Source organism: Nocardioides sp. LML1-1-1.1, assembly GCF_040676175.1.
Taxonomy (GTDB): Bacteria; Actinomycetota; Actinomycetes; order Propionibacteriales; family Nocardioidaceae; genus Nocardioides.
Genome location: NZ_JBEGHK010000001.1, coordinates 429,727 through 444,508, shown reverse-complemented (window position 1 = coordinate 444,508; position 14,782 = coordinate 429,727). Strand labels below are relative to the sequence as shown.

The window sequence follows — 14,782 nt, the reverse complement described above, 5'->3', positions numbered from 1 at the left end:
GTCCTGATGGCAGCAACTCTTGCCGAGGTGCTGGCCCTTCCGTCGTTCCGTGCTGCCGGGACCGAGCTGCTGCACGGCGACCCCGAGCAGGTCCGGGTGCGCTGGGTGCACTCCTCGGAGGTCTTCGAGATGGGCTCGCTGCTCGCCGGGGGCGAGGTGCTGCTGACCTCCGGGCTCGGGCTGCACGGACGCACGGCCGACCACCTGCGCTCCTACGTCGACCAGCTGGCCGACGCGGGCGTCGCCGCCCTCGGCCTGGAGGTGGGCCGGACCTTCTTCGCCGTGCCGGAGCCGATCGTCGAGTCGGCGCGGCGCCGCGGCGTACCGGTGCTCGTCTTCCACCGGGTGGTCCCGTTCGAGCGGATGGTCGAGGACTTCCACGAGCTGCTCGTACGACGCAAGGTCGAGGCCGGCACCGAGGACGCCGGCTGGCGCACCCTCACCCAGGTGGTGATCGAGGGCCGCGGGCTGCGCGCCCTGCTCGACGAGACCTCGCGGCTGGCCGGGTGCGCCGTCGAGCTGCGCGACCCCGAGGGCCAGACCGTCGAGCGCAGCCGGATCGCCTCCGTCAGCGACGAGGCCGGCATCGAGGTGCAGGTCCGCGGCGAGCCCGGGGTGCACGGCACCCTGCGGCTGCTGGGCGCGCGCAGCGTGCACCGGCAGCGGGTCGCCGACGCCGCCGGCGTCGCCGTCGCCCTGGAGCTCGGTCGGGGGACCGGTGGCGGGCACCGTCCCGGACCCGCGCAGTCGCTCGTCGCCGACCTCGCCGCGGGAGCGGTGGTCTCCCGCGCCGACGTGCTGCACCGGCTCGCCGACCTCGGCTGGCCGCCCCTGGAGGAGCGTCACCTCGTCGTCGCGGCGATCGAGGTGGATGCCGCCGTGCCGGTCACCGACGCCGTCGCCGCCACCGAGCGGGCCCTGCACGACGAGGGCCCCGGCGTGCTCGTCGGCACCACCGCCGGGCACGTCGTCGTGGTGCGCCGGGGCGGTCGCCGGGCCGTCCCGACCCAGGTCCGCGACGACCTCGCCGGGCTGGCCGAGCGGCTCGGGTCGGCACTGCCCGGCCGGGTCCTGGTCGGCGCGAGCACCCCCGTCGCCGACGCCGGCGACCTGGCCGCCGCGGTGGCGCGGGCGCGCCAGGTGGTCCGTACGGCGCGGCGCTACGGGCGTCGTACCGGGGTCGTGATGGAGCGCGACGTCGCGGCCCACCGGCTGCTCACCCGGGAGATCGACCCCCAGGTGCTCAGCGACTTCGTCCACGAGCAGATCGGCCCGCTGGTCGACCACGACCGGGAGCACCGCAGCGAGCTGCTGCGCACCCTCGACGCCTACCTCGCGTGCTCGCTGTCCAAGGCACGGACGGCGGACCTGCTCGGCCTGCGCCGCCAGTCCCTCTACGACCGCCTCGCCCGGATCGAGCGGCTGCTCGGGGTCTCCCTGGACGAGGCGGACCACCGCACCGGGCTGGGCCTGGCGCTGCTCGGCTGGCGGATGCGGACCGGGCTCGACCCACAGGTCGGCTTCGGCGGATAGCCGCTCAGTAGCGGCCGGTCTGCAGCTTCAGCCAGGTCGCCGTGTTGACGATGTTGTACGACGAGACGCCGACCTGGCGGCGGTAGTAGCCCGCGTGCGCGGCCATCGTCGCGTCGTACACACCGGTGATCTGGATGTTGCGCGAGGGCATCGCCACGCGCATCGCGCGCTGCACCCGCCGCACGTAGAGCCCCGCGGAGCCGTACTTGAGCACCGGGCGGGCACCCGCGGAGAGCAGGGTGATCCAGTCGCGGTTGCCCCAGGTCGAGCTGGCGGCGAAGCCGCGGCGGCGCTGCCAGGTGTAGACCGCGCGCCGGGTGGTCAGGTCGTAGCTGCCGTTGACCTTGCCGGTGTAGGCCTTGAACTCGGCCATCAGGCACTGCAGCGCCTTCACCGAGGCCACCGGGGGCTTGTACGACGCGGTGGGCATCTTCAGCGTGGCGTAGGCCGGCAGGTCGACCGCGACGCCGCCGCAGTGCACCTCGCGGCCGGGCACCATGCCGGCGCCGAGCTCGAGGAAGTTGCGGTCGATGTTGATCGTGACGCCGCCCCAGGTCTCGTTGTGGCCGCCCTGGTACTGCTTGATCCGCCGGCCGGGGGTCCAGGCCGTCGGGGCCAAGTACGACGAGCTGACGGAGGTGTTCGCCGCGCCGTCCCAGCGCGCGATCCACAGCGTGTCCGGGTAGGTGAAGGTGGTGGGGTACTTGGCCTTGAAGTCGTTGACCATCTTGATGCCGGAGCCGGCGCTGGAGTAGTAGCCCGACTTGTAGCCGAGGGCGTGCAGGCGCTTGGTCCAGGAGTCGAGGAAGCGGATCGCGGAGGCCTTGCAGGTGGCGTTGCCGATGTCGAAGGCCTCGAGGTCGTAGAACAGGGTGCTGCCCTGCACGATGCCGAGCGCACGGGAGGCGATCACCGCGCGGTCGGCCTCGATCCGGCCCTGGTTGCGGGCCGTGGCGTAGCCGTTGGCGTTGTTCGCGCTGATCTTCGGGTCGACCGCGGCGCCGTACTTGGGGTAGCGGGTCGAGCAGCTGGCCTGGGGTCCGAGCGTGATCGGCAGCAGCTGCCAGCCGCGGGCGAGCTGGTTCTTCACCCAGGTCGCGGTCAGGTTGGGCTGGCTGCGGCAGGCGCGGGAGGCCCCGGAGATGTAGATGCCGACCGCCAGGAAGGGCGAGCTCTCCATCCAGGTGTCCATCTTGGCCTGGGTGGGTGCGAGGCACTGGTCGAAGCCGTAGCCCTTGAAGTGGGTGGCCGGTGTCGGCCGGTTGGTGCTCGTCGCGGTGAGGTCGACCGGGTCGTCGCTGGGTGCCTGCGGCGCGCCCAGCAGGGTGATCGCGAGCACGGACGCGAGCGCCGTCGCGAGGAGGGCGGACAAGGGGGCGAGCCGGGCAGACATGGCGGTGGAACTCCAGGGGAAGGTGGGGCGGACCGTCGGAAGCCACGTCACGATAACCACAACATTCACACCTGTAACAGTGGTTCGGACGAACTACAACGGTGTAGTTATCGGATCCCCGCAATTCCTTGCGGCAGGCGGCATTCCGGCCGGACGGACAGGGTTGTCATCGGCATGCGACCCCCGTTGATCAAGCCTCCCGGTGCAGGAACCACGATCGAGGCGATGGGGCTGCCCCATCTCTTCAAGCTCACCGCCGCCGAGACCGGCGGCCTGCTCTCCTTCGAGGAGTTCACGCTCGCCCCCGGCGCGATGGGCGCCCGCCCGCACGTGCACGAGCAGCACGACGAGCACTTCTACGTCGTGAGCGGCGAGCTGACCTTCCACACCGGCGCCGACGAGGTGGGTGCCGGCCCGGGCACGCTGGTGGCCGCGCTGCGCGGCTCGGCGCACGGCTTCCGCAACGCGAGCGACGCCCCGGCGACCGCCATCTGCCTCTACACGCCGGGGGGCTACGAGGACTTCTTCCGCGACGTGCACCGTGCCGTCTCCGAGGGCGCGGAGCCGACCGCCGAGCTGATGGCGGAGTTCCGCAGCAGGTACCACAGCCACACCCTGTGACCGCGCGGTCGGGACGGGGTGCGGGGACGGATAGGATTGCGCCCCGTGGCCGACACCGCTTCCGCACCCGTTCGTTCCGCCCTCGACACGGTCGCCGTCGCGGCCGGTGACCCGGACCGGGAGCAGCCCTGGTCCGAGCTGGGCCTGAAGGCCGACGAGTACGCGCGGATCCGCGAGATCCTCGGCCGCCGGCCCACCGGCGCGGAGCTGGCCATGTACTCCGTCATGTGGAGCGAGCACTGCTCCTACAAGTCCTCCAAGGTGCACCTGCGCCAGTTCGGCGAGATCCCCCAGGAGACGCCGATCGGCCCGATGCTCGCGGGCATCGGTGAGAACGCCGGCGTGATCGACATCGGCCAGGGCTACGCGGTCAGCTTCAAGGTCGAGTCGCACAACCACCCGTCGTACGTCGAGCCGTACCAGGGCGCCGCGACCGGCGTCGGCGGCATCGTCCGCGACATCATCGCGATGGGCGCGCGCCCGGTCGCGGTCGTCGACCCGCTGCGCTTCGGCCCGCTCGACGCCGACGACACCCACCGGGTGCTGCCCGGGATCGTCGCGGGCGTCGGTGGCTACGGCAACTGCCTGGGCCTGCCGAACATCGGCGGCGAGGCCGTCTTCGACGCGACCTACCTCGGCAACCCGCTCGTCAACGCCGGCTGCATCGGCGTGCTGCGCCACGAGGACCTGCACCTGGCCAAGGCCTCCGGCGCGGGCAACCTGGTCGTGCTCTACGGCGCGCGCACGGGCGGCGACGGCATCGGCGGTGTCTCGGTGCTCGCCTCCGAGACCTTCGACGCCGACGGGCCCGCCAAGCGCCCCAGCGTCCAGGTCGGCGACCCGTTCATGGAGAAGCTGCTCATCGAGTGCACCCTCGAGCTCTTCGGCGCCGGCGTCGTCGCCGGCATCCAGGACCTCGGCGGTGCGGGCCTGTCCTGCGCGACCTCCGAGCTGGCCTCCGCCGGCGACGGCGGCATGAACGTCGCTCTCGACAAGGTGCCGCTGCGCGACTCCACGCTCTCGCCCGAGGAGATCCTCATGAGCGAGAGCCAGGAGCGGATGATGGCCGTCGTCGAGCCCGGCGACATCGAGGCCTTCCTCGCGATCACCACCAAGTGGGACGTCGAGGCCGCGGTCATCGGCGAGGTCACCGAGACCGGCCGGCTGGTGATCGACTGGCACGGCGAGACCGTGGTCGACGTACCGCCGCGGACGGTGGCGCACGACGGCCCGGTCTACGAGCGCCCGTTCGCCCGCCCCGACTGGCAGGACGCGCTCCAGGCCGACGGCGCCGAGGCGCTGGCCCGGCCGAGCACCGGCGAGGAGCTGCGCGCGACCCTGCTCCGCCTGGTCGCCAGCCCCAACCTGTGCGACAAGTCCTGGATCACCGACCAGTACGACCGCTACGTGCAGGGCAACACCGTCCTCGCCCAGCCCGCCGACTCCGGCATGGTCCGCGTCGACGAGGAGACCCACCTCGGGGTGTCCATCGCGACCGACTGCAACGGTCGCTTCGCCAAGCTCGACCCGTACGCCGGCGCGCAGCTGGCGCTCGCCGAGGCCTACCGCAACGTCGCCACCGGCGGCGCGCTCCCGCTGGCCGTCAGCGACTGCCTCAACTTCGGCTCGCCCGAGGACCCGGCCGTCATGTGGCAGTTCGCCGAGGCCTGCCGCGGCCTCAAGGACGGCTGCCTGGAGCTGGGCATCCCGGTCACCGGCGGCAACGTCAGCCTCTACAACCAGACCGGCGAGACGGCGATCCTGCCGACCCCGGTCGTCGCGGTGCTCGGCGTCATCGAGGACGTGCGCCGTCGTACGCCCTCGCACTTCCAGGCCGCCGACGAGACCGTCGTGCTGCTCGGCACGACCCGCGAGGAGCTGTCCGGCTCGGAGTGGGCGCACGTCGTGCACGACCACCTCGGCGGCCGGCCGCCGCTCGTCGACCTCGCCGCCGAGCAGCGCCTGGCCGCGCTGCTGCAGGAGCTGGTCGGCGTCGCCTCCAGCGCGCACGACCTGTCCGACGGCGGTCTCGCCCAGGCGCTCGCCGAGGCCTCGATCGTCAGCGGGATCGGCGCCCGGGTCACCCTGGAGGGCGACGCCTTCGTCGGGCTCTTCGCCGAGTCCGCGGCCCGTGCGCTCGTCACCGTCCCGGCCGCCGCGCTCGAGGCGCTGCGCGCGCTCGCGGCCCGGCACGACGTCCCCCTCACCGAGATCGGTACGACGGGCGGCGACGCGCTCGTCGTCGAGGGCTCCTTCGAGGTGGCTCTCGACGAGCTGCGCGCCGCGTGGACCGCGACCCTGCCGGCGGCGCTCGGCGCCTGAGTCAGCGCAGCTTGATGACGGCCTTGTTGGTCAGCTTCAGGCCGTCGCGGCCCTCGCCGCCGCCCCACACGCTGCTGAGCGTCAGCTCGTAGGTCTGGCTCATCCTCAGCGTCGTCGACGCCTTGTCGTCCACGGCGAAGATCAGGTGGTAGACCTTCGTGCACCCGCCCTGGACCTCGTCCGGGCAGGCCGTCAGCGCGCGGTCCTCGATCACCTTGGTCGGCTTGAGCTTGCCGAGGGTGAAGGAGGAGTCGGTCGAGGTGGCGACGTAGATCGCGCCCGACTTCAGGTCGTCGGAGAGCAGGTCGTAGCGGCGCAGGGTGGTGCTGAGCGTGACCACGCGCCAGGACTTGCCGGCCTCGGCCCACTGCCCGCCGGCGTAGGGGATGGTGGCCGAGCGGGAGATGTTGCAGGCGTAGTCGGGCAGGCGCGAGTGCGTGATCGACAGCTTGAACTTGCTGTCGGTGGTGCACGAGGCGATCCGGTCCTTGCGCGGCTTGAGCTTGTAGAGCGGCGCCGCCTTGCCCTCCTCGCGCTCACCGGTCGCGAGGTCGACGGTCTGCTTGACCCCGTCGAAGTCCACCGACAGCGAGGCGTCCTCGCCGTCGCCGGAGACCAGTGCGTAGAACGACTCCGCGCCCTCGCCCGTCGCCTCCGGCGCCGGCAGCCGGTACGACGCCTTGTCCGCCACGAGGTCGATCACCGGGTTGACCTCGGTGTCGAGGAAGTCGGTGTAGTCGCCGAAGGTGCCGGCGTCGTACTGCCAGGTGATCGGGACGAAGGTGCTGCCGGCAGGCGCCTCGACGGCCTGGAGCTGCCGGGTGTCGTCGGCGGCGAGCTTGGTGGTCGGCTTGCCGGCGCTGATCTCGAGCCGCCCGATGGGCAGCGCGATGGTGGAGGCCGTGCCGCCCTCGACGAACTGGTCGTCGGAGCGCGCGTCCACCAGGTCGCCGACCTTGATCCCGCTCTCGTCGTCGCCGCAGGCGGCGAGGGCGGGCAGGAGCGCGAGGAGCCCGAAGCAGGCGGCGGCGGAACGGCGGAGCAGCATGGGCGCCATTGTGGCAGTCAGGGCACGGGCACCGCGGCGGGTTCGGCGAGCCGGGGCCACTCGGCCGGTCGCGGCACCGCGCGGACCGCCCGGGAGAGGGTCGGGACCAGCGCGACCAGGGCGGTCGCGCCGGTCAGCGCGAGGATCGCGTCGCGGCCGCCCAGGCCGCCGAGCAGCACCCCGGCGAGGAGCGGGGCGAGCGGCATCGCGACCATCGCGACGACCTGCATCGTCGACTGGACCCGCCCGACCATCTCCGGCGGGGTGATGGTCAGCCGGTACGAGCCGGCGGCGGCGTTGCCGGCCGGGTTGAGGAAGATGCCGGCGGAGGCGGCCAGGGCCATCGCGGCCGGGTGGTTCCACAGCGCCAGCGGCAGGGCGAGCGGAACGAAGCTCCAGGCGACCACGATCGTCAGCGAGCCGGTGCGGAAGCGCTCGATGATCCGGGGCGCCACGAGCGCGCCGAGGATGCCGCAGACGCCGATCGCGGTCTGGGCCAGCCCGATCTGCCAGCCGGCGTACCCGGCGTCGACGAGGCGGAGCAGGGCGACGAACAGCAACGCGTTGACGGTGAGGTTGGTGGCGGGCGACCAGACGAGCAGCACCCGGAGGAAGGGCCGGCCCCACAGGAAGCGCAGGCCGGCGCCGATGTCGGCGAGCGGGTGCGCGGCCGGAGCGGTGGGGGTGGGGGAGAGGTCGGCGCGCACCCGGCCCAGCAGGAGCCAGCCGACGGCGTAGGTGACCATGTCGGCGGCGAAGGGCGCCCACCGGGCCAGGCCGAACAGCAGGCCGCCGAGCGGTCCGCCGGTCAGCGTCGCCACGTGCTGACGGGCCTGCTGCTGGCTGAGCGCGGTCGGAAGCTCGTCCTGGGTGACCACCGACCGGATGGCCGACTGCTCCGCCGGCAGGAACAGCCCGTTGCCGAGGCCGGTGGCCAGGGCGACCACGAGCAGGTGGGGGATCGTCAGGTGGCCGGTCAGGCCGGCGACGACGAGCGAGGCGTAGAGCACGGTGCCGCTGCCGAGGGACAGCCGCATCAGCCGGAGCCGGTCGCGGCGGTCGGCGAGCAGGCCGGCGGGGAGCAGCACGGCGACCATGCCGAGCAGGAACACCGCCTCCGTCGCCGCCGCCCACAGGGCCGAGCCGGTCATCGCGTACGCCACCAGCGGCATCGCGAAGAGGGTCACCCGGGAGCCCAGCTCGGAGATGGTCGCGCCGACCCAGAGCGCGGTGAAGTCGCGGTTGCGGGCCAGGGAGCGGTACGACGTCATATTCCGCACGCTATGTTGCGCAATATGAATTGCGCAAGATGTATTGCGCAAGATGTATTGCGCAACTTGTGGTGCGCAATCCGGCTACCCTGGCCCCATGGTCATGTACGACGACCCGCGCGTGCTGCGCGCGATCGCGCACCCCACCCGCAACCGGGTGCTGCAGGAGCTGTCCGCGGCCGGCTCGGCCCGGGCCGCCGACATCGCCCGGCAGCTCGGCGTCCCGGCCAACCAGGCGAGCTTCCACCTGCGCCAGCTCGCCAAGTACGGCCTGGTCGAGGAAGACCCCGACGCCGGCCGGGACCGGCGCGACCGGGTCTGGCGGCTGGTCGACCCCGACGGGATCCGGTTCCGCACCGCCGACATGCTCGCCCAGCCGGGCGGGCGGGCGGCCTACTCCGTCTTCCGCCGCAACGCGGTCGAGTGGGGCCGGCACCTCGTCGAGCGGGCCTTCGCCGACACGGGGGCCGAGGACAAGCGCAGCATCTCGGAGTGGTCCCTGCTGCTGTCCCCCGACGAGGCCCAGGCGCTCGGCGAGGAGGTCGGCGCCGTCGTGGAGCGCTACCGCGACGCCGGCCGGGCCGCCGGGGCCGAAGGCCGCGAGACCTACTCCGTCTACAACCTCGTCCAGCCCTACCCGGCCCTGGCCGAGGAGGACTGATGCCCGCCCGGCTCAAGCCCGCCGACCCCGCCGCCGTCGCCACCGCCCTCGCCCGGGTGGACGACGGCAGCGCCGAGCGGGCCGACCTCAAGCTGCTCGTCAAGCACTTCCTGGCCCTGCTGGAGACCCGCGCCCCGGGCCGCTCCGTGGAGGTCCGCGTGCCGCCGTACGCCGCGGTGCAGGTGGTCGAGGGCGTGCGGCACACCCGCGGCACGCCGCCCGCCGTCGTGGAGACCGACGCGGCGACCTGGATCGCGGTCGCCACCGGCGCGCAGGCCTGGCTCGACGCGGTGGCCGAGGGGCGGGTGAGCGCGAGCGGGGAGCGGACCGACCTGACGCCGTACCTCCCCCTGGGGGCGGGCTAGGGTCGGGGCCATGACCGGACCTGTCACCACCGCCGACCTGCGTGCGCGTCTCACCGAGCTCCTCCCGGGCGTCCGATCGGACCTCGAGGCCCTCGTCCGCATCCAGTCCGTGAGCGCCGACCCCGCCCGCCTCGACCAGGTCGAGGAGAGCGCCCGCGCCACCGCCGACCTCTTCGCCGCCGAGGGGGTGGACGTCGAGATCGTGCGTGCGCACGACGGTGCGCCGCCCGCCGTGATCGGGGAGAAGAAGGGGCCCGAGGGCGCGCCGACCGTGCTGCTCTACGCCCACCACGACGTGCAGCCCGAGAACGACCACGCCGAGTGGGACAGCCCGCCGTGGGAGCCGACCGAGCGCGACGGCCGGCTCTACGCCCGCGGTGCCGCCGACGACAAGGCCGGCATCATCACGCACGTCGCGGCCCTGCGTGCCTTCGGCGACGAGCTGCCGGTGACTGTGCGGATCTTCATCGAGGGCGAGGAGGAGGTCGGCTCCGACACGCTGCCCGAGCTGCTCCAGGCCTACCAGGACCGGCTCGCCGCCGACGTGATCGTGATCGCCGACTCCGGCAACTGGGACATCGGGGTCCCCGCCCTCACCACCTCCCTGCGCGGCCTGGTCCGCGTCGACGTCGAGGTCCGCACGCTCACCCACGCCGTGCACTCCGGGATGTGGGGCGGCCTCGCCCCGGACGCCCTGATCACCCTGTCCCGGCTCATCGCCACCCTGCACGACGACCGCGGCAACGTCGCCGTCGAGGGCCTGCACAGCGGGCCCGCCGCCGACGTCGACTACCCCGAGGAGCGGCTGCGCGCCGAGTCCGGCGCGGTGCCCGGCATCGAGTGGATCGGCGAGGGCTCCGCGGTCGAGCGGCTGTGGACCAAGCCCTCCCTGAGCATCACCGGCCTCGACGCGCCCAAGGTCGACGGCGCGTCCAACACCCTGGTGCCCGCGGCCCGCGCCAAGATCTCGCTGCGGATCGCGCCCGGCGACACCACCGCCAATGCGGTGGCCGCGCTGCAGCGCCACCTGGAGGCCAACGTGGCCTGGGGTGCCGAGCTGACCGTGACGGTCGTCGACACTGGGGAGGCGACCCAGATCGACGCCACCGGGCCGGCGTTCGACGCCGCGCGGGCCGCCTTCGCCGAGGCCTGGGACGGCACCGCCCCGGTCGACATGGGCGTCGGCGGGTCGATCCCGTTCATCGCGGAGTTCCTCGAGAGCTTCCCCGCCGCCTCGGTCCTGGTGACCGGTGTCGAGGACCCGGACACCCGCGCGCACGGCCCGAACGAGGGCCTGCACCTGGCGGAGTTCGAGCGGGTGCTGCTCGCCGAGGCGCTCCTCCTGCGCAACCTCACCCGTTGACTTGGGGTTTCCCACCCGCGAGCTGGCACTTCCCACCGGTGACTTGGCACAAGTCGCGGGTGGGAACCCACAACTCGCGGGTGGGAACCCACAACTCAACCCAATGTCGAGTGATGCTCTAGACTTTGTCGCATGACGCTGACCGAGCACCGCGGACCCGTGGCCGAGCGCACCCGGGTGGCGGTGATCGGCGGCGGCGCGAGCGGGGTGCTCACGGCGATCAACCTGCTCGTGCGCTCCGACGACCCCGCGCTCGAGGTCGTCATCCACGAGGCGAGCGGCATCGTGGGGCGGGGGATCGCCTACGGCACCAACGACCAGCGGCACCTGCTCAACGTGCGCGCCCGGCACATGAGCGCCTTCCCGGACTCGCCCTCGGACCTGCTCGACTGGGCGCTGCGGACCGGGCGGAGCAGCGACCCGCAGGGCTTCCTGCCGCGCGCGGACTACGCGATCTACCTCCAGGACCGGCTGGCCGACGTCGCCGACGACCGGCTCCGGGTCCGGGCCGGACGGGTGCTCGACGTCGTCCCCTCGGCGGCCGGCTTCGAGATCGTCACCGAGCGCTCCCGCTCGCACGCCGACGCCGTCGTGCTCTGCCACGGCAACCAGCCGCCGCGCCCGCTCACCCTCGCCGACGGCGCCCCGGTGCCCGAGGCGCCCTGGCACGTCGCCAACCCGTGGGAGCTGGCCCGGCTGCGCGCGCTCCCGGCCGAGGCCCACGTGGTCGTCGTCGGCACCGGCCTGACCGCCGTCGACACCGTCATCACGCTGCTGGAGGACGGCCCCGAGCGCGAGGTCACCATGCTCAGCCGCCACGGCCTGCTGCCCAAGCCGCACGTCGGGCAGGCGCACACCGCCTGGGTGACGAAGGTCCCCGAGGGCCCGGTCACGGCCGACGCGATCGCCGCCGCCGTCACCGAGGAGTGCCAGGCCGCCGCCGAGCGCGGGGTCGGCTGGCGCGCGGTCGTCGACGGCCTGCGCCCCGCCACCCAGGACCTCTGGCGCCGGCTGCCGCACGCCGAGCGGGAGCGCTTCCTGCAGGTCTACGCCCGCGACTGGGAGGTACGACGCCACCGGATGGCCCCCGACGTCGCGCTCCGGCTGCAGCGCTACCGCTACGAGGGCCGCCTGCACGTGCGGCCGGGCACCCTGGAGGGCGTCACCGACCTCGGCGAGCGCTGCCGGGTGACCGCGGGCGCCGAGACCCACGACGCGGACGCGGTGGTCAACTGCACCGGCCCCCTGTCCGACGTACGACGCAGTGCGGACCCGCTCATCCAGGCGCTCCTCGCCCGCGGCACCGTCGCCCCCGACCCGCTCGCGCTCGGCCTCGACGCGACCCCCGAGGGCCAGGTGCTCGACGCCGCCGGGCTCCCCGTGCCGGACCTCCACCTGGTCGGCCCGCCGCGCAAGGGCACGCTGTGGGAGTCCACCGCGATCCCCGAGATCCGCGCCCAGGCGGCCCAGGTCGCGGCCACCGTGGTGCAGCGCACGTCTCGCCGCACCATCGCCAACTGACGCTCACCCCCTCCCCGCCGGTAGGCTGGAGGCCGTGTGCGGAGTCTTCGGCGTCTGGGCCCCGGGTGAGGATGTCGCCAAGCTGACCTACTTCGGTCTGTACTCGTTGCAGCACCGCGGTCAGGAGTCGGCCGGCATCTCGGTCAGCAACGGCCGGCAGATCCTCGTCTACAAGGACATGGGACTGGTCTCCCAGGTCTTCGACGAGAACGCGCTGGCGTCGTTCACCGGCCACCTCGCGGTGGGCCACTGCCGCTACTCCACGACCGGGTCGAGCACCTGGCAGAACGCGCAGCCGACGTTCCGGCCCACCGAGGACGGCTCGATCGCGCTGGGCCACAACGGCAACCTGATCAACACCGCCGCGCTCGCGCAGATGGTCCAGCAGCTGCCCAGCGACGAGGGCGAGCTCGACATCCACGCCCGCAACCTGGAGGCGTCGACCAACGACACCAGCCTGGTCACCGCGCTCCTCGCGCACCACCCCGACCAGTCCCTGGAGGCGCGCGCGCTGGAGCTGCTGCCGCAGGTCGAGGGCGCCTTCGTGTTCGTGTTCATGAACGAGAACACGCTGTACGCCGCCCGCGACCCCGAGGGCATCCGCCCGCTGGTGCTCGGCCGGCTCGACCGGGGCTGGGTCGTGGCCAGCGAGTCCGCCGCGCTCGCCACCATCGGCGCCAGCGTCGTGCGCGAGGTCGAGCCCGGCGAGCTGCTCGTCATCGACGAGGACGGCCTGCGCTCGCACAAGTTCGCCGAGCCGCGCCGCAAGGGCTGCGTGTTCGAGTACGTCTACCTCGCCCGCCCCGACGCCGCGATCGCCGGGCGCAGCGTGCACGAGGCGCGGGTCGAGATGGGCCGCCAGCTGGCCCGGGAGTTCCCGGTCGAGGCCGACCTGGTGATCCCGGTGCCGGAGTCCGGCACGCCCGCCGCCTCCGGCTACGCGCTGGAGAGCGGCATCCCGTTCGGCCAGGGCTTCGTCAAGAACGCCTACGTCGGCCGGACGTTCATCCAGCCCAGCCAGACCCTGCGCCAGCTCGGCATCCGCCTCAAGCTCAACGCCCTGGAGCACATGATCCGCGGCAAGCGGATCGTGGTGGTCGACGACTCGATCGTGCGGGGCAACACCCAGCGCGCCCAGGTCCGGATGCTCCGCGAGGCCGGCGCCCTGGAGGTCCACGTCCGGATCTCCAGCCCGCCGGTGAAGTGGCCGTGCTTCTACGGCATCGACTTCGCCACCCGCGCCGAGCTGATCGCCAACGGCCTCGACGTCGACGAGATCGCCGCCAGCGTGGGCGCCGACAGCCTCGGCTACATCTCCCTCGACGGCATGGTCGAGGCGACCGGCCAGCCGCAGAGCACGCTGTGCACCGCCTGCTTCACCGGGGACTACCCGATCGAGCTGCCCGACGAGAGCCTGCTCGGCAAGCACCTGCTGGAGGCGACGCTCTCGCCGAGCACGCACGGCGAGGCGCTTCCCGTCTTCAACAACCCGTGAGCGAACCAAGGGGAACCGTGGCTGAGAACGCCTATGCCCGTGCCGGCGTCGACATCGAGGCCGCGGACCGCGCCGTCGACCTGATGAAGGAGTGGGTCGAGAAGGCCCGCCGGCCCGAGGTGCTCGGTGGCCTCGGCGGCTTCGCCGGCCTCTTCGACGCGAGCGCCCTCACGTCGTACACGCGTCCGCTGCTGGCCACCTCCACCGACGGCGTCGGCACCAAGGTCGCCGTCGCGCAGATGATGGACAAGCACGACACGATCGGCTTCGACCTCGTCGGCATGGTCGTCGACGACCTGGTCGTGTGCGGCGCCGAGCCGCTGTTCATGACCGACTACATCGCCACCGGCAAGGTCGTCCCCGAGCGGATCGCGGCCATCGTCAAGGGCATCGCCGAGGCGTGCGTGGAGGCCGGTTGCGCGCTGGTCGGCGGCGAGACGGCCGAGCACCCGGGCCTGCTCGCCCCCGACGAGTACGACGTCGCGGGCGCCACCACCGGTGTGGTCGAGGCCGACGCGCTGCTCGGCCCGGGCCGGGTGCGTCCCGGCGACGTCGTGGTCGCGATGGCGGCCAGCGGCCTGCACTCCAACGGCTACTCCCTGGCCCGTCACGTCTTCTTCACCCAGGCCGGCTGGACCGTGGACCGCCAGGTCGAGGAGCTCGGCCACACCCTCGGCGAGGAGCTGCTGGTCCCCACGCGGCTCTACACCAAGCCCTGCCTGGCGATCGCCCGCGAGACCGAGACGCACGCGATGGCGCACGTCACCGGCGGCGGCCTGGCCAACAACCTGGCCCGGGTGATGCCGCCGGAGCTGAAGGCGACCCTGGACCGCGGCACCTGGACCCCGGGCCCGGTGTTCGACCTGGTCCGGCAGGTCGGCGAGGTCGCCCAGCCCGACCTCGAGGCCACCTTGAACTGCGGCGTCGGCATGGTCGCGCTGGTCGCGCCCGACGCCGCCGAAGCGGTGCTCGCGCGGCTCGCGGACTTCGGCGTCGACTCCTGGGTCGCCGGCGAGGTCGCCGTCGATCCGGAGCAGCAGGGCACCGTCGAGCTGGTCGGTCAGCACCCCGGTTGGTGACCTGGGTCTCCCACCGCGTGTTTCGGGTGGGCTGGCGTGCGGGAACACCCACCGGCCATGTACCGTTAGGCCCACGAGACTCTGATTCAGCAGTCCGGGGCCCGGAGGGT

Annotated in this window: 12 protein-coding genes; 9 read left to right on the top strand and 3 right to left on the bottom strand. The window is 73.0% G+C overall.

Going from position 1 to position 14,782, the window contains the following annotated elements:
- Nucleotides 1-6 precede the first annotated feature (6 nt).
- A complete protein-coding gene (locus tag MRBLML1_RS02160) occupies nucleotides 7-1,533 on the top strand; it encodes a PucR family transcriptional regulator (protein ID WP_364510713.1) in 1,527 nt (508 codons plus the stop codon).
- Between the two features lie 4 nt (nucleotides 1,534-1,537).
- Here MRBLML1_RS02160 and MRBLML1_RS02155 read toward each other — a convergent pair whose 3' ends face one another.
- Nucleotides 1,538-2,905 carry a glycoside hydrolase domain-containing protein gene (locus MRBLML1_RS02155; RefSeq protein WP_364510711.1) on the bottom strand — a complete coding sequence of 456 codons (1,368 nt, stop codon included), beginning with the start codon at nucleotides 2,903-2,905 and terminating at the stop codon, nucleotides 1,538-1,540.
- A 246-nt stretch (nucleotides 2,906-3,151) separates the two neighbouring features.
- On the opposite strand from MRBLML1_RS02155, the gene MRBLML1_RS02150 reads away from it, so the two are divergent.
- The gene (locus tag MRBLML1_RS02150; protein ID WP_364510709.1) at nucleotides 3,152-3,547 is read left to right on the top strand and encodes a cupin domain-containing protein; all 396 of its coding nucleotides are present in this window, start codon (nucleotides 3,152-3,154) and stop codon (nucleotides 3,545-3,547) included.
- 45 nt (nucleotides 3,548-3,592) lie between these two features.
- Entirely contained in the window at nucleotides 3,593-5,869 is a 2,277-nt protein-coding gene (purL, locus tag MRBLML1_RS02145) for a phosphoribosylformylglycinamidine synthase subunit PurL (RefSeq protein ID WP_364510706.1), read from the top strand.
- Between the two features lies 1 nt (nucleotide 5,870).
- Here the strand turns inward: purL and MRBLML1_RS02140 are convergent, their stop codons facing one another.
- The gene (locus MRBLML1_RS02140; RefSeq protein ID WP_364510703.1) at nucleotides 5,871-6,917 is read right to left on the bottom strand and encodes a hypothetical protein; all 1,047 of its coding nucleotides are present in this window, start codon (nucleotides 6,915-6,917) and stop codon (nucleotides 5,871-5,873) included.
- A gap of 17 nt (nucleotides 6,918-6,934) precedes the next feature.
- Complete coding sequence (locus tag MRBLML1_RS02135) at nucleotides 6,935-8,188, bottom strand: MFS transporter (protein ID WP_364510700.1); 1,254 nt, start codon at nucleotides 8,186-8,188, stop codon at nucleotides 6,935-6,937.
- Nucleotides 8,189-8,285: 97 nt separating this feature from the next.
- Between MRBLML1_RS02135 and MRBLML1_RS02130 the strand changes: the two genes are divergently transcribed.
- From MRBLML1_RS02130 to purM, 6 genes are all read left to right on the top strand, one after another.
- Entirely contained in the window at nucleotides 8,286-8,849 is a 564-nt protein-coding gene (locus MRBLML1_RS02130; protein ID WP_364510697.1) for a helix-turn-helix domain-containing protein, read from the top strand.
- Nucleotides 8,849-9,214, top strand: coding sequence for a sterol carrier family protein (locus tag MRBLML1_RS02125; RefSeq protein WP_364510695.1), 366 nt, complete (start codon nucleotides 8,849-8,851; stop codon nucleotides 9,212-9,214). Before MRBLML1_RS02130 ends, MRBLML1_RS02125 begins: the two co-directional genes overlap by 1 nt.
- A gap of 10 nt (nucleotides 9,215-9,224) precedes the next feature.
- Complete coding sequence (locus MRBLML1_RS02120; protein ID WP_364510692.1) at nucleotides 9,225-10,577, top strand: dipeptidase; 1,353 nt, start codon at nucleotides 9,225-9,227, stop codon at nucleotides 10,575-10,577.
- Between the two features lie 132 nt (nucleotides 10,578-10,709).
- Nucleotides 10,710-12,098, top strand: a complete 1,389-nt coding sequence (locus MRBLML1_RS02115) for an FAD/NAD(P)-binding protein (protein WP_364510689.1) — start codon at nucleotides 10,710-10,712, stop codon at nucleotides 12,096-12,098.
- Between the two features lie 25 nt (nucleotides 12,099-12,123).
- Nucleotides 12,124-13,593, top strand: coding sequence for an amidophosphoribosyltransferase (gene purF / locus MRBLML1_RS02110; protein ID WP_364513096.1), 1,470 nt, complete (start codon nucleotides 12,124-12,126; stop codon nucleotides 13,591-13,593).
- Nucleotides 13,594-13,610: 17 nt separating this feature from the next.
- Nucleotides 13,611-14,672 carry a phosphoribosylformylglycinamidine cyclo-ligase gene (gene purM, locus MRBLML1_RS02105; RefSeq protein ID WP_364510685.1) on the top strand — a complete coding sequence of 354 codons (1,062 nt, stop codon included), beginning with the start codon at nucleotides 13,611-13,613 and terminating at the stop codon, nucleotides 14,670-14,672.
- Nucleotides 14,673-14,782: the final 110 nt, after the last annotated feature.